Source organism: Seonamhaeicola sp. ABD4_175 (genome assembly GCF_056160885.1).
Genome location: NZ_JBSWYC010000004.1, coordinates 288,773 through 308,911 on the forward strand (window position 1 = coordinate 288,773; position 20,139 = coordinate 308,911).

Below are 20,139 nucleotides of genomic sequence, written 5' to 3' on the forward strand. Positions count from 1 at the left end.
TAAAATCACGAAATTTCTTATGTGCTTTACAAAGAAACCATATGTATTTGTAAAATAACCTGGTTGGTTTTACACGTTAAATAAGAAATGCATTATATCGCCATCTTTAACAATGTAATTTTTACCTTCAACACGCATTTTACCGGCTTCTTTAACTTTGGCTTCGCTACCAAATGACACATAATCATCGTAAGCTATAACCTCAGCTCTGATGAAACCTTTTTCAAAATCGGTATGAATTACGCCTGCTGCTTGTGGTGCACTGGCGCCAACATCAACAGTCCATGCTCTTACTTCTTTTACACCGGCAGTGAAATACGTTTGCTGATTTAATAGTTTGTAAGCTGCTCTAATAAGTTTTGAAGCTCCTGGTTCTTCTAAACCAACATCTTCTAAAAACATTTGACGTTCTTCGTAGTCTTCTAATTCGTTAATATCGGCTTCGGTGCCAACTGCAAGCACTAAAACTTCAGCATTTTCATTTTTAACGGCTTCTCTAACCTGTTCTACATAATCATTTCCTGAAACAGCAGATCCTTCATCAACATTACAAACATACATTACTGGTTTATCTGTAATAAACTGTAATGGTTTTACGTAGTCTTCATAATCTTCTTCACTAAACTCAATAGCTCTTACAGATGTTCCTGCTTCTAAAGCTGCTTTAATTTTTAACAATACAGCCTCTTCTGCTTGTGCTTCTTTATTGCCTGTTTTAGCGGCACGCTTAACTTTATCTAACTTTTTATCGGCTGTTTCAAGATCTTTTAATTGTAGCTCCATATCAATGGTTTCTTTATCTCTAATAGGGTCTACACTACCATCAACATGTACAATATTATCATTATTAAAACAACGCAACACGTGCAAAATAGCATCGGTTTCTCTAATATTTGCTAAAAACTGGTTTCCTAAACCTTCGCCTTTGCTGGCGCCTTTAACTAAGCCTGCAATATCTACAATTTCAACAGTTGCAGGAATTACGCGTTCTGGGTTTACCAATGTTTCTAATTTTTCCAGTCTTGGGTCTGGAACATTCACCACGCCTATATTAGGTTCTATGGTACAAAAAGGGAAGTTTGCACTTTGTGCTTTTGCGTTTGATAAACAATTAAATAATGTTGATTTACCTACATTTGGTAATCCTACAATGCCTGCTTTCATTGAACTATATTTTTCATTTCCGTGAAAAACGGAAATTTTTTAACTTCTATTTCTTATATAAATTTCCCCACTACATGGGAATCTATTTTGCGAGTGCAAATGTAGTTAATTAGATGATTAGATTATTTAGAAATTTTGTTTTATTACATACTAGTAAAAAAGAAACCAAAAACTAAGAACATAAAACAAACAAAAACACTTACTATAGTAAAAACAACTATAAAGAACATTAGTTTACCAAAATACATCCAAAAGCCTTTATATGGTTTTTCATCATGCATTTTTCTAAAATAAAAAATCCTAAGCTTTCACTCAGGATTTTTATATAAAATAACGCTTAGCGTTTAATCTTCTGGGTGCATAAAACGTTGTTTAGCCAATAATTCTTCTTCTGTTTCAACAACATCTTCATCTGGCACACAACAGTCTACCGGACAAACAGCAGCGCATTGTGGCTCATCATGAAACCCTTTGCACTCTGTACATTTATCTGGTACAATGTAGTATAACTCATCACTAATGGGTTCTTGTGCCTCATCGGCATCAACTTCAATACCGTTAGTTAATACTATTTTTCCTTCTAAACTTGTACCGTCTTTATAACGCCAGTCATCGGCGCCCTCATAAATTGCAGTGTTTGGGCATTCTGGTTCACAAGCGCCACAATTTATACATTCATCTGTTATTATAATTGCCATACCGTTTTTTCTCTTGAGTTTGCTTAAATTTGCAGTTGCAAAAATAAAGCCAAAACCATTCAAAACCAAATTAAGCATGCATTTAGAACAAAGAATTAATGCTTTTGTAAAATTAGGAGATTTTTTAAGTCAATTTTCTAATGAAGTTGTTACTAAACACGATAATATTGAATATAACAACCTGTTTTTTGATGGTTTTAAGCATCAAATAAAACTAGCAAAAGAACACAATGGTTGGTTTACCACAGAAAACCTTCATTTTGCCTTTAAAAATTGGGCAAATGCTTTAACAACAAACAATATAAAAACTTGGTTAAAGCCTTATCAAATAGACGTTTTAACTCCTAAGAAGGTAGCTATAATTATGGCTGGAAACATTCCATTGGTTGGGTTTCATGATTTTTTATCGGTACTCATAACAGGGCATCATGTGCTTGTAAAACAATCATCAAATGATAAACATTTACTACCATTTTTAGCTAAATATTTAGAACATGTTGAACCCTATTTTAAAGGCAAAATAGCTTTCACACAAGAAAAATTAGAAAATTTTGATGCCGTAATTGCTACTGGCAGTAACAATACCGCTCGTTATTTTGAATATTATTTTAAGGGAAGACCTTCAATTATTAGAAATAACCGTAATTCTGTAGCTATTTTAACTGGTAATGAAACCGATGAAGATTTACAAAATCTTTCAGAAGATATTTTTAGATATTACGGTTTAGGCTGCCGCAGCGTTTCAAAACTTTTTGTGCCAAAAGGCTATAACTTTGACGCTTTTTTTAAAGCCATTTACCATTGGCATCCTATTATAGAAGGCGCCAAATACGCTAATAATTACGACTACAATAAAGCCGTTTATTTAATGAGCGAATTTGATATGCTAGAAAACGGTTTTTTAATGATAAAAGAAGATGAAAGTTACGCATCACCCATTGCAACCGTTTTTTATGAATTTTATGACGACATTACCCGTTTAAAAGAAAAATTAAACGATGAAGCGCAGCAAATACAATGTATTGTTGCTAAAGGTTTTTCTGAAAATGAAGTGGCTTTTGGAGCTACTCAAAATCCTAAACTTTGGGATTATGCGGATAGTGTCGATTCTATTGAATTTTTATTATCAATTTGACGAAAAAATTATTGAATTTTCACCAACAATTAGGCAATTAATTGCAAACTTTGCATCTTTAAATTTTACCACACAAAATGAGAAAACACAACTTTAGTGCAGGACCTTGCACTTTACCTCAAGAAGTATTATTAAAAGCATCACAAGCTGTTGTTGAGTTAGATAATAGCGGTTTATCACTAATAGAAATATCTCACAGAAGCAAAGCCTTTGTAGACATAATGGAAAACGCTAGAGCGCTTGCTTTAGAGTTGTTAGGTTTAGAAGGTAAAGGCTACAAAGCCTTATTTTTACAAGGTGGTGCTAGTACACAATTTTTAATGGTTGCTTTAAACCTATTAGAAAAAAGAGCTGGTTATTTAAACTCTGGTGCTTGGGCTGCAAAAGCTATTAAAGAAGCTGCCATTTATGATGATGTTTATGAAGTAGCATCATCAAAAGACGCCAACTATAACTACATACCTAAAGGGTATGAAATTCCTGAAAACTACGATTATTTCCACTGCACATCAAACAACACCATTTATGGTACGCAAATGAAAGCGTTCCCAAAATCGCCAATACCAATGGTTTGCGACATGAGTAGCGACATTTTTTCGCGTAGTTTAGATTTTTCTCAATTCGATTTAATATACGCTGGTGCTCAAAAAAATATGGGGCCTGCAGGTACAACATTAGTTGTTATAAAAGAAGATATTTTAGGTAAAGTATCGCGTAAAATACCATCAATAATGGATTACAAAGTACACATAGACAAAGGTAGTATGTTTAATACACCTCCTGTTTTTGCTGTGTACACATCAATGCTAACATTACAATGGTTAAAAGACCTTGGAGGTATTGCCGCTATTGAAGAAGAAAACGAAAAGAAAGCGCGTTTAATGTATTCTGAAATAGATTTAAACCCATTATTTAAAGGTTTTGCCGCTAAAGAAGACCGTTCTACAATGAATGCTACCTTTACTTTAGAAAACGAAAACCTTAAAGAAACGTTTGATACTATGCTAAAAGAAGCCAACGTTAACGGCTTAAATGGTCATAGAAGCGTTGGTGGTTACAGAGCATCAATGTACAACGCCTTATCTTTAGATAGCGTTAAAGCTGTTGTTGAAGTAATGAGCGAATTAGAAAGAAAAGCTTAAATAGTTTACCGTAAACAATTGCAATGTGCAGTTGCTTGCTCAAACTAAAAAATAAAATCAATATTACGTTGAAAGCCTTAAGTTTAAAAAAACTTTTAACTTTTAACATTACAACTTTTAATTAAAAAAAATGAACGTATTAGCAAATGATGGTATTTCACAAAGTGGAATAGATGCTTTAGAAAAAGCAGGTTACAATGTTAGCACAACAACAGTAGCCCAAGAGCAGTTAATAAATTACATTAATGAAAAAGACATCAGTGTACTTTTAGTACGTAGCGCAACCACTGTGCGTAAAGATTTAATTGATGCTTGCCCAAACCTAAAAATAATTGGTCGTGGTGGTGTTGGTATGGATAATATTGATGTAGAATATGCCAGAGAAAAAGGCTTACACGTAATTAATACACCAGCAGCGTCATCACACTCTGTAGCAGAATTAGTATTTGGACACCTTTACGGTTTAGCACGTTTTTTACATAACGCAAACCGCGAAATGCCTTTAGAAGGCGATAGTAATTTTAAGGGTTTAAAAAAGGCGTATGCAAAAGGCACTGAGCTTAAAGGTAAAACTTTAGGTGTTTTAGGCTTTGGTAGAATTGGTCAGGCAACAGCAAAAGTAGCTTTAGGTGCTGGTATGAAAGTTATTGCTTTTGATCCGTTTTTAGAGAAAGCTAACTTAGAGTTAGAATTTTTTGATGGCCAAAAAGTAAATTTTGATATTGAAACTATCTCTAAAGAAGAGGTTTTAAAACAAGCCGATTTTTTAACATTACACGTACCTGCACAAAAAGATTACGTTATTGATGAAGCTGAATTTAACATGATGAAAGATGGTGTTATTTTAGCTAATGCAGCACGCGGTGGTGTGGTAAACGAAGTTGCTTTAGTAAAAGCTATTGAAAGCGGAAAAGTAGCAAGAGCAGCACTTGATGTTTTTGAAAAAGAACCAAAACCAGAAATTCAATTATTAATGAATCCTTCATTATCATTAACACCTCATACTGGTGCAGCAACTAATGAAGCTCAAGATAGAATTGGTACAGAATTAGCATCGCAAATTGTAAGCATACTTGGGTAAACACTCAAAATGTGACCAAAATATTATAAATGAGTCTCAACTATAGAAGTTGGGACTTTTTTTGTACCTTCAAAATCCATTTTTTAACCATAAAAACTAATACAGATGTCTGGAATTTTAGATTTATTAAACAGCGACCTTGGAAAAACACTTATTAACGGTGTTGCGGGTCAAACCAACCAACCACAAAACAAAACACAAGATGTTTTAACAATGGCTTTACCAGTGTTAATGCAAGCTATGAAACGTAATGCTTCTACACCAGAAGGTGCCCAAGGCTTAATGAGTGCATTAAACAATAAACACGATGGTAGTATTTTAGATAACCTTGGCGGTTTATTTAATGGTGGTGTTGATGATAATGTAATGAATGATGGAAGTAAAATTTTAGGACACGTATTAGGTGGCAAACAACAAGCCGTAGAAAATACTTTAGGCGCAAAAGCAGGTATGGATGCTGGTTCTGTTGCACAAATATTAAAAGTTGCTGCACCAATTTTAATGGGTGTTTTAGGCAAACAAACAAGACAAAATAATGTAAGCAACCAAAATGGTATTACAGATTTACTAGGTGGTTTAATTGGCGGAAGTTCTGCTAGTAACGAGCAAAGCTTTTTAGAATCTATTTTAGATGCCGATGGTGATGGTAGCGTAGTTGATGATGTAGCAGGTATGGTACTAGGAGGAAGTAAAAAGAAAGGTGGCCTTGGCGGATTATTAGGTGGCCTTTTCGGAAAATAAATGTGTAATTTATTTTATTTATACAAAGACTGAGTTTTAAAACTCGGTCTTTTTTTTGTTAAAACTGTTATACAACAACCATTTACAGATTCATTTTTGTAAATTTAATACAAAACACAACGTTTACTCAAGCAAATAAACCGTTACCTCATTCACACTTTAAAAACTTAAGTAATGGTTTTAATTTTAGGGTATTATTATAAAAATATTCATCATGAAAAAACTAAATTACATACTTGTATTATTAATAACTAGCGTAATAGTTTTAAACTGTAATACCACCAAACAGCCTGTAAACAATAAAAATATTACAGAGCAAACTGAAAACTTAAAAGTTAATGATACTGTAAAAATTGCTAATGAAGAACTAGAATACGAGATTATAATTATAGATCCTGGTTACGCTACTTGGTTAGCATCTATGGCAAGACCCGAAGGTTTTTATTCACAACAATACATGGAAAACAGAAATAGAATTTTTGTTATTGAATGGAACCAACGCGTACTACAACCAAATGTTTACAATCCTAGTTTATATGAACTTCAAATAGATTACAGTCCGCAAATTGATTATGGTTATGAGGTAAATTATAAATTATACAATTACTTTATTTACTTTCAGTTAAAATACAACCAAAAGCTTGGGCCGTTTAATGTTAGAATTTAGCAATGCTTAAATAAACTCTAGTTCTTTAAAATTCTAAATTTTAATATGTGAAAAAGTTATGTACTTTTGCACACAAATTAACGCTGTGAATAAATTAAAAGAACGTTGGGGTATAGAATCTAATTGGCAAATTGCTGTAATTTTTATAGTTTTTGCTGTAACAGGCTCAACGGCATCGTACATTGGGAAACCCATATTAAAATTTTTAAATATAACTACAGAAGGTTTTGGTAGTTTTGGCTATTGGGCTATACGTATTGTTTTACTTTTTGTAGTATATCAATTTTTACTCGTTTTTTTTGGTTGGCTTTTTGGGCAGCACAAATTCTTTTGGAACTTTGAAAAGAAAATGTTGCGTAGATTTGGACTCTTCAAAGAAAAAAATTAAGATTTTATTAGCTTTTGTTTATTCAGTAAACTTTATATTTGCAAAATTGCAATGAAAAGCTATTTAACGAAAATACCTGCTCTTTTTTTTCTTTCAATATTGCTACTAAGTAATGTTGCTAATCTTCACATATACTTACATGATGAAATTCAAGACCAAAATCACCATAAAAATGATTTAGGTTGCGATAATGAAAACGAAGAAAATACTACTTGCGACATTTGTGTTATAGCCTTCAACATTAACAATTTAAAATATAGTTATACACCACAATTTTCTTTCACACCAAAAACTACTGTTCTCAAAATATCTGGTAAAGAAACATTTGGTTATGTTAATACACTTCAAAAACAGCTCTATTTAAATAAAAATAGAAATAAAGCACCACCGTACAGCGCTTAATACTTCACAAGAATAAATAAATTAGTAACTATGATATTTAAGTATGAAAAATATCTGCCTAATCTTATTTATACTATTATCAAGTTTTAATTACAGCCAAAAATGCAATAGAATTTTTATTGGTGATGTTACAGATTTTCATAATAATACACCCTTAGAAAACGCAACCATAAAACTTGTTGGTACTAATAAGATTACTATAACAGACCATAACGGTAAGTTTACATTTAATGAGTTATGCAACGGTATGTACACTGTTGAGGTATCTCATTTAGGATGTAAAACCAAAACATTAACATTAAGCATTAATGGCAACACACATAAAGCCATAAGTTTAGAGCATCACTTAGAAGCCCTAAACGAAATTGTAATTACAAAAAATATTAAAACAGCCACTACAAGTGTAGAGCAATCTATTTCTAAAAACGAGATTGAGCGTTTTACTGATAAATCTCTTGGTGATGCACTAAACACTGTAAGCGGTGTATCTTCCTTAAACACCGGCAACACAATTGTAAAGCCAATGATACATGGCTTACACAGTAGTAGACTTTTAATTGTAAACAATAATGTACGCCTATTTGACCAAGAATGGGGCGATGAACACGCACCTAATATTGATATAAATGCAGGCGGAAACATTACTGTTGTTAAAGGAGCCAATACATTAATATACGGCAGTGATGCTATTGGTGGGCTAATTTTAATTAAACCAAATAATTATGCTATAAAAGACAGCCTATTTGGAAGCACTGGGGTATCTGTAAACTCTAACGGATGGGGCAGATCTATTAACACTGAATTAGTAAAAACTTTTAAAAATGGATTTTACAGTAAAATTCAAGCCAATCAAAAAGTGTTTGGTGATTTTAGTACTCCTAATTATCAATTGTCAAATACTGGCTTAAAAAGCTTAAATGGTTCTGTTAGGTTTGGGTATAAATCTTTTGAAAAAGGCTTTGATGCCTTTTACAGTTACGTAAATAATACTATTGGTATTTTAAGAACATCACACATTGGTAACACCAATGATTTGGTACAAGCTATTAACAGTGGAGAACCCCAATATGTAAGCAATTTTTCATTTAACATTGAAAACCCTAAACAAGATATTGTTCATCACCTTGCTAAAATTGAAGCTTTTAAACGCTTTAAAGCTTTAGGTAAACTGTCTTTACAATACGATTTTCAATTAAACAGAAGAAAAGAATTTGATTTAAGACGCGGTGATAGAAAAAACACACCAGTAATAGATTTAAAACTACTTACAACATCATTACAACCCAACCTTAGAATAGATGCCATTGATGATATTAAAATTAATACGGGTTTTTTACTCAGATATCAAAAAAACCAACCAATATCGGGTACTGGTGTAAGCCCAATAATTCCAGATTTTGAAAAATATGAAGCTGGTATATACGCAACAGGAAGCTACAACTTAAATTTGTTTACTGAAATTAGTGCTGGCTTAAGATATGATTATTCTAAAATTGAAGCTGAAAAACGCTACAGAGTAACTGATTGGTATGATACATATAATTATGATGAACTTTTCCCTGAATTTGATACAGGCATCATAACCTCATCTAGAGTACTTACACTACCCCAATTTACATTTCATAATATTTCTGCAAGCTTGGGTTATGCTAGGCACTTAAGTAATGATTTTGATATTATGCTTAATTATGGTTTAGCATCAAGAACGCCTAATCCTTCTGAATTATTTAGCGATGGCTTACACCATAGTGCTGCCAGAATTGAAATAGGGCAACTAACTATAAAAAAAGAAGTTGCTAATAAACTGATAGCTTCAATAGAAAGAAATAATAAAAATTTTGGCTTTACAATAAGCCCATATTATAAGCGTATAAATAATTTTATTCAATTAATTCCGGTAGGTACAACAACAACCGTTAGAGGTGCTTTTCCTGTATGGGAATACAACCAAATAGAGGCACAAATTTTTGGCGTAGACGTAACTATGAATAAAAAAATAACACACAATTTTAATTATAATGGAAATCTTAGTTTACTAAAAGGTGATAATTTAACAGACAATGTTGCCTTAATAAACATGCCTGCAATAAACTTTACAAATACCATAACTTATACCAATAATAAGTTAAACCAGTTAACTGTAAACTTAACTCAAAAAACAGTATTGCAACAAAAAAGGTATCCTAATTATAATTTTTACACTTTTAACGCCGTACAACAACAAGATGTTTTTGTAGACATTAGTTCTCCTCCACCATCTTACACTCTATTTAACTTTAATACAGCTTTTATTTTTAAAACACTCAATAACAACACTTTAAAAATAGAATTCAACATTGAAAACCTTTTTAATACTTCGTATAGAGACTATTTAAACAGACTACGATATTTTACTGATGATGTTGGAAGAAATTTTAATATAAAACTCAAATTCAATTATTAATAATTATGTCACACTTTAAAATTAACACCATGAAACAAATCAAATTATTAGCCTTATTATTTTTATCAAGTTTAGCTTTTGTTAGCTGTTCTGATGATGACAACCATGATGACCACGACCATGATCATGAAGAGGAACTAATTACAACTGTAGTTTATACCTTAACAAACAATGATGACGCTACAGATGTTATTACTTTAACTTTTGAAGATTTAGATGGTGAAGGCGGTGCCGATGGCACTTATTCCGTTGAAGGTGAATTTACAGTAAACGCTTCATATTCTGGTGAAATAACATTATGGAATGGCACAGAAAATCCTGCTGAAGATATTACTGAAGAAATTGAAAACGAAAGTAATGAACACGAGTTCTTTTTCTCAAACACTGCTGGTTTAACTATTACAAAAACTGATAATGATGGTAACGGCAACCCTTTAGGCTTAAAAACCACCATTAGCACAGGTAATACACCTACCACTGGTACTGTTACTGTTATTTTAAAACACGAACCAACAAAACCAAACGATGGCACAGTTGAGAATTCTGGCGGAGTTGCCGAGGTTAATGTTACTTTTAATGTTACAGTAAATCCTGCTGCAGTTTAACAAACAATTATATTTCAATAAAAAAATCCCTTTCAAATTTTGAAAGGGATTTTTTTATTATTTAATAATATTTTCTTTCTGTGTTTTTAAAACAAAAGTATTCAACCACATTAACGTAAAGGTTGGTATAACATCTAAATAGGGAAATGCTTCTTCAATAAATGATATAACCGCAGCAATTTTCCCCTCTTTTCCTTTGTAAAGTTTTGTCATTAAATAAGCCGATGCTGGTGCCCAAATAAAATCGAACGCCGGAAAAATAAATGACACATACCCTAAAGCATCAAAAACAATACTTAAGGCTAATATTTTGTATCTACTCATAAATTATTTTTTAATAATTTAATTACAAGAAATATACCAAAAATTAGTAACTGCTACTTCCCTATTAACTTTAAAAACTCGTTACGTGTTTCAATTTTTTCAAATTGACCTCTAAAACCAGATGTTGTGGTTGTAGAGTTTTGTTTTTGTACACCACGCATCATCATACACATATGCGATGCTTCAATTACAACAGCAACACCTTGTGGTTTTAAAGTATCATTTATACAATCTAAAATTTGTTCAGTTAAACGCTCTTGCACCTGTAGCCTTCTTGCAAACACATCAACTATACGTGGTAATTTACTTAAACCAACAATATGTCCGTTTGGTATGTAAGCAATATGAACTTTACCAAAAAATGGTAATATATGATGTTCGCAAAGCGAATAAAGCTCAATATCTTTAACAATAACCATTTCATTGTAAGACTCTTTAAACATGGCGCTTGTTAAAATTTCAACAGGGTCTTGCTCATAGCCTTGTGTTAAAAATTGCATGGCCTTAGCTGCGCGTTCTGGCGTTTTTAAAAGGCCATCGCGTTTGGTGTCTTCACCTAAATCTTCAATAATTTTTTTATATCTATCTTTCACATCATCAGTTACCTGTATGCTGTATTCTTCAAACTTTTTATAAGGCATTGTATATATTTTTTCTTTTAAAGTAACATTTGCAAGTTAAAGTAGTTTTTTTATTAATAAATATCAAAAAAAACACCATCACATTAATTTTGCTGGTTAACATCTAATATAGTATTTTCATAGCCCTAATAAAAATTGCATGATTAAAGCCAAAAACATACATAAGTTTTATAATGATTTACACGTTTTAAAAGGTGTTGATGTTGATGTTAAAAAAGGTGAAGTAGTATCAATTGTTGGTGCTTCGGGAGCTGGTAAAACAACTTTGCTTCAAATTTTAGGCACTTTAGATAATGCTTCAAAAAAGGAAGATTTTGAGTTAAACATTAATAACACCAACCTAACATCACTATCTGATAAAGCTTTGGCTAAATTTAGAAATAACCATATTGGTTTTATTTTTCAATTTCATCAATTACTGCCCGAATTTACTGCTATTGAAAACGTTTGCTTACCAGCATTTATTAAAGGCACACCAAAAAACGAAGCAGAAACCAGAGCTAAAGAATTGTTAGATTTTTTAGGCTTAAAACACCGTTACAACCACAAACCTAGTGAAATGTCTGGTGGTGAACAACAACGCGTAGCGGTTGCTAGAGCTTTAATTAATAAGCCCGATTTAATTTTTGCTGATGAACCTTCGGGTAATTTAGACAGCGAATCGGCTGAAAATTTACATAATTTATTTTTTAAACTTCGTGACGAATTTGGGCAAACATTTGTTATTGTAACACACAACGAAGAACTGGCAAATATGGCCGACAGAAAGCTAACCATGGTTGATGGCAAAATTATTTATTAAGAAAAACTCTTTTTTTGTTTAGTTTTTTACTATTTTAGTTGAACACTTACAAAATAGAAAGATGCAGCTAAATACCATACCAAAAAATGAAGATGATAGGCTTTTAGCTGTAAAAAGCTATAATCTTGAAAGAAATCAAGACAACGCAGATTTTAATAATATTACAGAACTTGCTAGCGCTTTAACTAATATACCAAATGCCTTAATTTCAATTGTTGATAAAGAAGAGGTTTGGTTTAAATCGGCTAAAGGACTGGATATTTGTAGCTCAGACCGTAATTTATCATTCTGTAATTATGCCATAAACAGCAACGATGATGTTTTTACTATTGAAGACACCACAAAAGATTTACGTTTTATAAATCACCCATACACCAAGAATGATAAAAACCCTATTATATTTTATGCAGGCGTTTGTTTAATAGATGAAAACAACTATAAACTTGGTACTTTATGCGTTATAGATAGTAAGCCTAATTCTATAAATACTAAACAAAAAAACAATTTAAAAATTCTTGCTAAACAAGTTGTAAAACTTATTGAATTAAATAAAAGTAATGCCAAATTAAAGCAAACTAAAAGAAAACTAGTAAAAAGAAACAAAATGTTAAAAGGGTTTGCATCTCAAGTTGCACATGATATGAAAATGCCTTTAGCTAATATGATTTTAACCTCAGATATTTTAAAATCTAAATACAAAAAAAATTTAGATCAAAAAGGTGAAGATTATATTAACAACATTAAAAGTGCGTCATTATCACTTAATAACTACATTAACAACCTTTTAAATTACTACGAAAACAGTAATTTAAGTAAAAAAAATGTGGAAATGTTTTCATTTAATCAATTACTTGAAGAAGTCATTGATATGCTAAACATAAAAGTAAATTGCTCTGTAAATATTCCTGATAGAGACCAAGATATAACCACCAACAGAGCTGCGCTTGAGCTAATTTTGCTTAATTTAATAACCAACAGTTTAAAATACAACAACAAACCTGAAACTATAATTGATATTGATTTAAATACAACACAAAACGATTTTTATATTATTGAAGTTTCAGACAATGGCATTGGCATACCTAAAGAAAAACAAAAGAAAATTTTCAAATTATTTTCAACCATTGAAGAAACCGATCGTTTTGGGCAAAAGGGTCATGGTATTGGCTTATCTACTGTAAAAAAATTAGTAAGCAAATTAGGTGGCAATATTAGCGTAAAATCTACAATTGGCATGGGCAGCACCTTCAAATTTTCAATAAAAAAGAGACCTTAAATTTATAAATTTCAGTCTATTTTAAGGTGTTTTTTTAATGTACACTCTTCGGTTTTTAATTAAAACTTCCGTTTCACAAATACAAAAAGTGCTAATAACGGACCAATAGCTAGAATTAAAAACAAATATTGAACTGGTAAAACAAGCGTTAAATAATTTAATGTTTGTATACTTATTATGGTAATGCTAAACCCCAAACAATTAACTATTGTGAGTGCTGTACCTTTTTGATTATTAGGAACATTATGAGCTACCAAGGCCGAGAACAAAGGCGAATCTGCAATAACAACCATACCCCAAAAAATCATAAATAATAAAAACATATTTTTTGATGCGTATAAAAAAAACAGCGGTGAAACTATACAACATATGCAAGATAGCAACAATGCCATAGAAGCCACTAATTTAGTAGTGTAAACCTGAGATAACTTACCCGAAATTACACAAGCCAAACCACCAACAGCAATTATACAAAAAGCTAATATTGATACATTAAAATTAAAAATTTGGTGGTGTGCTTTATAAGCATTTAAAATGAAAGGAATAAAAGCCCAAAAAGCATAAAGTTCCCACATATGCCCAAAATAGCCAAGGGCAGCTACCCTAAACTTTTTGTTTTTAAAAACATTAAAAGTTACTTTAAAATTGAAACGTTGCAATGGGGCTCTAAATGGTCCGTTTGGTACAAAAACAACAACCAATAAACCACCAAAAATAGCTAGTAAAGATGTAGTATAAATAACAAAATTTATAGAGCCGCTAATACTAAAATAATTTAATAAATGCGGAAACGCAGTACCTAAAACTAGAGCGCCAACCAAAAACCCTAATGATTTTCCTAAATTGTTTTTATAATAATCTGCTGCTATTTTCATACCAACAGGATAAATACCCGCTAGAAAAAAACCTGTAAAAAACCGTAGAACAATTAAACTATAAACGCTATGGTTACCTATAAGCATAAACTCATTAAAAACTGAAGCTATACAGGCACTAACAAAAAATACTTTTGAAGGCGAAAACCTATCAGCAATTGTAAACATTGCAAATAAAAACGTTCCTAAGATAAAACCAAACTGTACAGCAGCTGTTAAATGCCCTAATGCCTGAGCGTTCAAACTAAAAATAATAACTAAATCTTTAATTATAGCATTTCCAGCAAACCAAAGTGACGTGCAACAAAACTGTGCTAAAACTATTATGGGTAAAATATGTTTACTAATGGGCATTAATTGTTTTTTATACCAAATATACGTCTGTTAAACACACTATTATTTACAAAATTTTCAAAAAAAATATGTCATAAAAAAAGGGCTTACATTAAAGTGCAGCCCTTTTTTTACTATAACGTTTATAATTAATCTCCAAACGGATATGATTTTCCAAAAACTGTAATTGTTGATGTTGTGTAGTTTATTTTAATGCCATTAATAGCGCCAACTTGTACATTTAAAATACCAGATTTTACTTGGCGTGGTAGCAATGTAAAATGTAAAGGCTCTTCAACAGTTAAAGAATAGCCAACATTTTTTGAGCTAATACCGGTTTGTGTACCTTCTAGTAAATATTCATCATCCCAAATGTTTAAAGGTGTATCACTACCCGCTACCCAAGTTCTTGTTGAATTCTCGGTATAATTTATTTCTACACCAGAATCTTTAATAATTTTTCCATTATTTATAGTTACTTCATACTGTAAATTACCATTTGTATTGGCTCCTAAATTTTTAGTTTTATGCGTGCCTTCAACTTTAAAATTATTATGGTAATAGTTTGTAAATGTTGTGGTATGCTCACTATTTACATTTCTATACCAGTCTGTTGAAACAATAGTTGCAATACCTTTTCTTGTTACGCCATCTTTACAAACAATGCCAGTTCCATAATCAATAGTTATTGTTTTAGGAAATGTGGTAAAATCTAAAGGTTCTACTGTAATTGATGGCGCATCATTTTTAGCTAGTATACTTTTGCTAGTAGCTGCGTTTTCTGAAACTAAAACAGCGTCTCCACTATTATTACCAATATCTTGAAAAACTTTGTTTATAGTGGTATACTCGGTTAGGGCTTCAACCGCTTCGGTTGTATTTTCTGCATTTGTTAATTGTTCAGTTTCTTCACAACTAAACAATATTAATAAAATAATTGGGGCTAAAATTTTTTTCATTGTTATTTTGGTTTGTTTTGTTAAATAACGCAAAAAGTTTCATATTATTAAAAACTCAAAGAACTATTTCATTTAAAACTAGCCATTTAAATGCATTTCATCGGATATTTATAAATAAATTGTTCTTTATCATATGAGTATTTTTAATGGCATTATTACTTTTGTAAAAAAACACATTTGAATTTTATTAAAACTGAAGATCTAAAAGATTTTTTAAACGAAAAAGTTTCACAATACAACAATCCTAAATTTATTGAAAGTGACCCTATTCAAATTCCGCATTTATTTTCTAATAAAGAAGATATTGAAATTGCCGGATTTTTAACAGCTACAATAGCTTGGGGCAACCGTAAAAGCATTATTAATAATGCTAAAAAACTTATGTTTTTGTTAGACAATGCACCTTTTGATTTTGTTAAAAACCATAAAGATACTGATTTAGAAAAGCTAGCACCCTTTGTACACCGTACTTTTAATGGTACTGATTGTATACAGTTTGTTAAAAGCCTTAAAAATATTTACATAAACCATAACGGACTTGAAAAAGTGTTTGCTACATATGCTGAAAAAGATTCTTTGCAAACAGCTATTTCTCAATTTAAATCTATTTTTTTTGAAATAAACCATTTAAAAAGAACCCAAAAACATGTAAGCGATCCATTAAAAAATTCTGCTGCAAAACGTATAAATATGTTTTTACGTTGGATGGTAAGAAACGATAATACAGGTGTAGATTTTGGTATTTGGAAACAACTTTCACCAAAGCAATTATCATGTCCTTTAGATGTACATTCGGGCAATGTGGCACGTAAATTAGGTCTACTAACTAGAAAACAAAATGATGCTAAAGCTCTTTTTGAGTTAGATACAAACCTTAGAAAACTTGACAGTGAAGATCCTGTAAAATATGACTTCGCCTTGTTTGGATTAGGAGTTTTTGAAGGATTTTAACATTTCTTTTAATTATCTTTAAAAAATATTTAAAATTTCAAATATTTATGAAAAAAACGTTTTTATTACTACTCCTATGTATTGCATTTGCTTCTAAAGCGCAATCTGTTAAAATTCCCACAGACACCACTGTTGTTACCACACATAATACAACTGTAAAAGGCACATCATTTACCTACACTGCCGAAACTGGTATGCAGCCTGTTTGGAACAAAAAAGGCGATGCTATAGCAACTTTGTATTACACATACTACAGCCGAAATAATGTAAAAAATAATGCAAAAAGGCCTTTGCTTTTTTCTTTTAATGGCGGCCCTGGTTCTGCTTCGGTTTGGATGCATATTGCTTATACAGGCCCAAAAGTTTTAAATATTGATGACGAAGGCTACCCAATACAGCCTTATGGTGTTAAAGATAACCCAAATTCTATTTTAGATATTGCTGATATTGTTTACGTAAACCCAGTAAACACAGGCTACTCTAGAATGATTGCCGATAAAGATGGAAAGTTTCCAAAGCGTGATACGTTTTTTGGCATAAATGCCGATGTAGCCTATTTAGCCGATTGGATGCACACGTTTGTTACCAGAAAAAATCGTTGGCAATCTCCTAAATATATTATTGGCGAGAGTTACGGTGGCACCCGTGTAATGGGGCTTGCTAAAGAACTACAAGCTAAACAATGGATGTATTTAAATGGTGTAATTATGGTATCTCCTGCAGATTATAAATTATATAACACCTCGCAACCCATTTATTCGGCCTTAAACTTACCGTATTTTACAGCTGCCGCTTGGTATCAAAAAGCATTGCATAACGATTTGCAGCAGCAAGATTTACTTGATATTTTACCTGAAGCTGAAGATTTTGCCATAAATAAACTAATGCCTGCTATTGCCAAAGGTGGTTTTATTTCAGAAACTGAAAAGCAGGAAATTGCTAAAAAAATGGCGCATTTATCTGGTTTAAGTGAAAAAGTTATTCTTCAGCATAATTTAGAAGTACCAACCTCATTTTTTTGGAAAGAGTTACTTCGTGAAAAATCAGGTCACACTATTGGCAGATTAGATTCTAGATACTTAGGTATTGATAAAACTGAAGCTGGCAATAAACCCGATTATAATGCTGAATTAACCTCATGGTTACACTCTTTTACTCCTGCCATTAACTATTACATTAGAGAGCATTTAAACTTTAAAACCGATGTTAAATATAATATGTTTGGTAATGTACACCCATGGGACCGTAATAATAATGATGTACGCGAAGGTTTAAGGCAAGCTATGGCACAAAACCCTTATTTAAAAGTGCTTATACAATCTGGGTATTATGATGGTGCTACTACCTATTTTGGTGCAAAATATACCATGTGGCAAATTGACCCTAGCGGAAAAATGAAAGACCGTTTTACCTTTAAAGGTTACCGCAGCGGCCATATGATGTATTTAAGGCATGATGATTTAATTAAAGCTAATGATGATATTAGAACGTTTATTAAAAACTCATTAAGCAACGGTAAACCTGCTAAATACTAATGACTTATACAAAAAAAAAGAGGCTATCTAAAAATAAGATAGCCTTTTTTTTATGCTTAAAGCTTATTGTTTTATCCTTTTAACCATGCTTTGCGTAGCGCTTTTTGAGCTTCGCTTACATTGGTTAATTCTACAATTTTTTGACCTGTAGTATAAGGCTGTTTAGTTTTAGTTTTTATGATGATTTCTTTACCATCTCTAACTAAAATTACTTCAACATCTTGCCCTTCTTCCCATAAAAACACTTCTTGTAAAACAGTATTAGCGTTTTGCAGTGTTAAATTGGTGCCGTTAATAGTTTTAATAACATCATTTGGCAAAGCACCTTGCTCAGTCCAAAAGCTATTTTTGGCTACCATATCAGAAAAGTAAATGATACCTTTTTGTCCATCGCCACCAACAATGGGCATTCCTTCCATTAAAATATAATTGGTTTTAACTTTACCTTCACCAATTTCTAAGCCTACTTTATTGAAAAACGCATTGTAATTTATAGGTGTATCTCCAATAACATGTGTGTTGAAAAATTCGGCTAAAGATGGATACGTCATTGTTACAATTTCATCAATTAATTTATCATCTTCAAACGGTTTATTTTTCCCGTATTTATTAGATAATTCTTTCATTAAAGATAAAATACCTCGATTACCATTACTTTCTTCACGCAATAAAATATCAATACACATACCTATTAATGCGCCTTTTTGGTACACATTTACGTATTGGTCTTTGTAAGGATCTTTCAGAACGTTTTCACTCATAATGGTAAAACTCATGCTGTCATCCATTAAAGCGGCCGATTGTATTTTACCCATAACTTTATTGTAAAATTCACTTTCATCAACCAAATCTTGATTTACCTGAAACAAGGTAGCAAAGTACTCTGTAACACCTTCATACATCCATAAATGTTTTGAGAAGGTTGGGTTATTATAATCAAAATAATGTACATCTTCAGAGTGTACGCTTAATGGTGTTACTATGTGAAAAAACTCATGAGACACAACATCTATCATACCTTCAGCTAAAGCATCATCACTCATGCTTTCTGGCATTACTACAACAGTAGATGTATGATGCTCTAAAGCGCCAAAACCTTTTGGTGAGTCTTCCTTTTCTTCTGATAGGTATAAATAAATATCATAGCGCGGTGTAGCATTAATATCGCCCATATATGTTTTTTGGGCTTGCATCATTTTATAAATAGTTTCTTTTAAAGACTTTGCAGAATGCACTTTATTTGGCGAGTACACGCTTAATACAATTTTAATATCGCCTACTTTAAATTCTTCAACATCTAAATTACCGTACATCATTGGGTTATCGGTAATATCAAAATAACGCGGTGCAAAATAACTTGTGGTTAACATTTCGCCATTAGCGCTTTTTGTTGTGTTTACCGTTTGTAGTGCCGATGTTCTAACAAAACTTGCTGGTGCGGTAACATCAACTTTGTATTGGTTGTTTTTTAAAGAATCAAAATACCCAATAAATCCGTGTAAGTTTAATACATAATTATTAGGTTCAATATTTGTGCCCGATGGCGAAAATGGTACATCTTTGCCAATACCACCCTCATCTTCTTCATCATAAGTATCGTTTACTAAATAGGTAATTTTGTCTAAATTTTTAGCTTGGGCAATGCTCCATGAGTTATCATCTAATTTAGTAACAGGCATTTCTTCACCTTTATAATTAATGGCTTTAAACCCTTCAATATATTTTCCAAAATCACTAACAGCATAAGTGCCTTGTACAACTTTTGGCAATCTGTAAGTTACGGTTTCACTAGTAAATCTTCCTGGGTTTATGGTTACCGGAGCTTTATCATTAGTTACCGCCGATAAATTTATGGTGGTTTCAATAGGGTTACTCACAGCTAAATCATTAACACTGTTTTTTGTAGAGCTACAACTAGCCAATACTATACCAGAAAAAATAGCTGCAAAAGTTCTTTTATTCATTATTTGTTAATTT

General features: G+C 31.7%; 20 protein-coding genes. 13 read left to right on the forward strand and 7 right to left on the reverse strand.

Annotated elements, in window-relative coordinates; translation table 11 throughout:
- Nucleotides 1-69 precede the first annotated feature (69 nt).
- Both ychF and ACXAG4_RS13935 read right to left on the reverse strand, forming a co-directional pair.
- On the reverse strand, nt 70-1,164 hold the full coding sequence (gene ychF / locus ACXAG4_RS13930; RefSeq protein ID WP_475296692.1) for a redox-regulated ATPase YchF: 1,095 nt from the start codon (nt 1,162-1,164) through the stop codon (nt 70-72).
- A gap of 344 nt (nt 1,165-1,508) precedes the next feature.
- Nucleotides 1,509-1,862: a 4Fe-4S dicluster domain-containing protein gene (locus tag ACXAG4_RS13935; protein WP_475296693.1), complete on the reverse strand. Its 354-nt coding sequence runs from the start codon at nt 1,860-1,862 to the stop codon at nt 1,509-1,511.
- 76 nt (nt 1,863-1,938) lie between these two features.
- On the opposite strand from ACXAG4_RS13935, the gene ACXAG4_RS13940 reads away from it, so the two are divergent.
- From ACXAG4_RS13940 to ACXAG4_RS13980, 9 genes are all read left to right on the forward strand, one after another.
- A complete protein-coding gene (locus ACXAG4_RS13940; RefSeq protein ID WP_475296694.1) occupies nt 1,939-2,997 on the forward strand; it encodes an acyl-CoA reductase in 1,059 nt (352 codons plus the stop codon).
- Nucleotides 2,998-3,074: 77 nt separating this feature from the next.
- A complete protein-coding gene (gene serC / locus ACXAG4_RS13945) occupies nt 3,075-4,139 on the forward strand; it encodes a 3-phosphoserine/phosphohydroxythreonine transaminase (protein WP_475296695.1) in 1,065 nt (354 codons plus the stop codon).
- Nucleotides 4,140-4,269: 130 nt separating this feature from the next.
- Nucleotides 4,270-5,220: a D-2-hydroxyacid dehydrogenase gene (locus ACXAG4_RS13950; RefSeq protein ID WP_475296696.1), complete on the forward strand. Its 951-nt coding sequence runs from the start codon at nt 4,270-4,272 to the stop codon at nt 5,218-5,220.
- A 105-nt stretch (nt 5,221-5,325) separates the two neighbouring features.
- On the forward strand, nt 5,326-5,961 hold the full coding sequence (locus ACXAG4_RS13955) for a DUF937 domain-containing protein (protein WP_475296697.1): 636 nt from the start codon (nt 5,326-5,328) through the stop codon (nt 5,959-5,961).
- A 214-nt stretch (nt 5,962-6,175) separates the two neighbouring features.
- On the forward strand, nt 6,176-6,628 hold the full coding sequence (locus tag ACXAG4_RS13960) for a DUF6146 family protein (RefSeq protein ID WP_475296698.1): 453 nt from the start codon (nt 6,176-6,178) through the stop codon (nt 6,626-6,628).
- Between the two features lie 85 nt (nt 6,629-6,713).
- Nucleotides 6,714-7,016 carry a DUF6787 family protein gene (locus tag ACXAG4_RS13965; RefSeq protein ID WP_475296699.1) on the forward strand — a complete coding sequence of 101 codons (303 nt, stop codon included), beginning with the start codon at nt 6,714-6,716 and terminating at the stop codon, nt 7,014-7,016.
- 51 nt (nt 7,017-7,067) lie between these two features.
- The gene (locus ACXAG4_RS13970; RefSeq protein WP_475296700.1) at nt 7,068-7,418 is read left to right on the forward strand and encodes a hypothetical protein; all 351 of its coding nucleotides are present in this window, start codon (nt 7,068-7,070) and stop codon (nt 7,416-7,418) included.
- A gap of 43 nt (nt 7,419-7,461) precedes the next feature.
- Entirely contained in the window at nt 7,462-9,861 is a 2,400-nt protein-coding gene (locus ACXAG4_RS13975; protein ID WP_475296701.1) for a TonB-dependent receptor, read from the forward strand.
- A gap of 29 nt (nt 9,862-9,890) precedes the next feature.
- Nucleotides 9,891-10,466, forward strand: a complete 576-nt coding sequence (locus tag ACXAG4_RS13980; protein WP_475296702.1) for a type 1 periplasmic binding fold superfamily protein — start codon at nt 9,891-9,893, stop codon at nt 10,464-10,466.
- A 57-nt stretch (nt 10,467-10,523) separates the two neighbouring features.
- Here the strand turns inward: ACXAG4_RS13980 and ACXAG4_RS13985 are convergent, their stop codons facing one another.
- Nucleotides 10,524-10,790 (reverse strand): hypothetical protein, encoded by a 267-nt coding sequence (locus ACXAG4_RS13985; RefSeq protein WP_475296703.1) that lies wholly within the window; start codon nt 10,788-10,790, stop codon nt 10,524-10,526.
- A 53-nt stretch (nt 10,791-10,843) separates the two neighbouring features.
- The gene (folE, locus tag ACXAG4_RS13990; RefSeq protein WP_475296704.1) at nt 10,844-11,431 is read right to left on the reverse strand and encodes a GTP cyclohydrolase I FolE; all 588 of its coding nucleotides are present in this window, start codon (nt 11,429-11,431) and stop codon (nt 10,844-10,846) included.
- 139 nt (nt 11,432-11,570) lie between these two features.
- On the opposite strand from folE, the gene ACXAG4_RS13995 reads away from it, so the two are divergent.
- On the forward strand, nt 11,571-12,233 hold the full coding sequence (locus ACXAG4_RS13995) for an ABC transporter ATP-binding protein (RefSeq protein WP_475296705.1): 663 nt from the start codon (nt 11,571-11,573) through the stop codon (nt 12,231-12,233).
- A gap of 61 nt (nt 12,234-12,294) precedes the next feature.
- The gene (locus tag ACXAG4_RS14000; protein ID WP_475296706.1) at nt 12,295-13,509 is read left to right on the forward strand and encodes a sensor histidine kinase; all 1,215 of its coding nucleotides are present in this window, start codon (nt 12,295-12,297) and stop codon (nt 13,507-13,509) included.
- A 59-nt stretch (nt 13,510-13,568) separates the two neighbouring features.
- On the opposite strand, the gene ACXAG4_RS14005 is transcribed toward ACXAG4_RS14000, so the two are convergent.
- Together ACXAG4_RS14005 and ACXAG4_RS14010 are read right to left on the reverse strand one after the other, a co-directional pair.
- The gene (locus ACXAG4_RS14005; RefSeq protein WP_475296707.1) at nt 13,569-14,738 is read right to left on the reverse strand and encodes an MFS transporter; all 1,170 of its coding nucleotides are present in this window, start codon (nt 14,736-14,738) and stop codon (nt 13,569-13,571) included.
- A gap of 128 nt (nt 14,739-14,866) precedes the next feature.
- On the reverse strand, nt 14,867-15,676 hold the full coding sequence (locus ACXAG4_RS14010; protein WP_475296708.1) for a hypothetical protein: 810 nt from the start codon (nt 15,674-15,676) through the stop codon (nt 14,867-14,869).
- A 186-nt stretch (nt 15,677-15,862) separates the two neighbouring features.
- Between ACXAG4_RS14010 and ACXAG4_RS14015 the strand changes: the two genes are divergently transcribed.
- Together ACXAG4_RS14015 and ACXAG4_RS14020 are read left to right on the forward strand one after the other, a co-directional pair.
- Nucleotides 15,863-16,627, forward strand: coding sequence for a TIGR02757 family protein (locus ACXAG4_RS14015; RefSeq protein ID WP_475296866.1), 765 nt, complete (start codon nt 15,863-15,865; stop codon nt 16,625-16,627).
- A gap of 47 nt (nt 16,628-16,674) precedes the next feature.
- On the forward strand, nt 16,675-18,162 hold the full coding sequence (locus tag ACXAG4_RS14020; protein ID WP_475296709.1) for a S10 family peptidase: 1,488 nt from the start codon (nt 16,675-16,677) through the stop codon (nt 18,160-18,162).
- A 71-nt stretch (nt 18,163-18,233) separates the two neighbouring features.
- Here the strand turns inward: ACXAG4_RS14020 and ACXAG4_RS14025 are convergent, their stop codons facing one another.
- A complete protein-coding gene (locus tag ACXAG4_RS14025; protein ID WP_475296710.1) occupies nt 18,234-20,126 on the reverse strand; it encodes a M61 family metallopeptidase in 1,893 nt (630 codons plus the stop codon).
- Nucleotides 20,127-20,139: the final 13 nt, after the last annotated feature.

Coding starts and splice junctions, on each gene's coding strand:
- ACXAG4_RS13950 (WP_475296696.1), top strand. CDS start 4,270: ATGAACGTATTAGCAAATGATGGTATTTCACAAAGTGGAATAGATGCT.
- ACXAG4_RS14010 (WP_475296708.1), bottom strand. CDS start 15,676: ATGAAAAAAATTTTAGCCCCAATTATTTTATTAATATTGTTTAGTTGT.
- ACXAG4_RS13960 (WP_475296698.1), top strand. CDS start 6,176: ATGAAAAAACTAAATTACATACTTGTATTATTAATAACTAGCGTAATA.
- ACXAG4_RS14000 (WP_475296706.1), top strand. CDS start 12,295: ATGCAGCTAAATACCATACCAAAAAATGAAGATGATAGGCTTTTAGCT.
- ACXAG4_RS13995 (WP_475296705.1), top strand. CDS start 11,571: ATGATTAAAGCCAAAAACATACATAAGTTTTATAATGATTTACACGTT.
- ACXAG4_RS13940 (WP_475296694.1), top strand. CDS start 1,939: ATGCATTTAGAACAAAGAATTAATGCTTTTGTAAAATTAGGAGATTTT.
- ACXAG4_RS13975 (WP_475296701.1), top strand. CDS start 7,462: ATGAAAAATATCTGCCTAATCTTATTTATACTATTATCAAGTTTTAAT.
- ACXAG4_RS14025 (WP_475296710.1), bottom strand. CDS start 20,126: ATGAATAAAAGAACTTTTGCAGCTATTTTTTCTGGTATAGTATTGGCT.
- ychF (WP_475296692.1), bottom strand. CDS start 1,164: ATGAAAGCAGGCATTGTAGGATTACCAAATGTAGGTAAATCAACATTA.
- ACXAG4_RS13970 (WP_475296700.1), top strand. CDS start 7,068: ATGAAAAGCTATTTAACGAAAATACCTGCTCTTTTTTTTCTTTCAATA.
- ACXAG4_RS13980 (WP_475296702.1), top strand. CDS start 9,891: ATGAAACAAATCAAATTATTAGCCTTATTATTTTTATCAAGTTTAGCT.
- ACXAG4_RS14020 (WP_475296709.1), top strand. CDS start 16,675: ATGAAAAAAACGTTTTTATTACTACTCCTATGTATTGCATTTGCTTCT.
- serC (WP_475296695.1), top strand. CDS start 3,075: ATGAGAAAACACAACTTTAGTGCAGGACCTTGCACTTTACCTCAAGAA.
- folE (WP_475296704.1), bottom strand. CDS start 11,431: ATGCCTTATAAAAAGTTTGAAGAATACAGCATACAGGTAACTGATGAT.
- ACXAG4_RS13935 (WP_475296693.1), bottom strand. CDS start 1,862: ATGGCAATTATAATAACAGATGAATGTATAAATTGTGGCGCTTGTGAA.
- ACXAG4_RS13985 (WP_475296703.1), bottom strand. CDS start 10,790: ATGAGTAGATACAAAATATTAGCCTTAAGTATTGTTTTTGATGCTTTA.
- ACXAG4_RS13955 (WP_475296697.1), top strand. CDS start 5,326: ATGTCTGGAATTTTAGATTTATTAAACAGCGACCTTGGAAAAACACTT.
- ACXAG4_RS14005 (WP_475296707.1), bottom strand. CDS start 14,738: ATGCCCATTAGTAAACATATTTTACCCATAATAGTTTTAGCACAGTTT.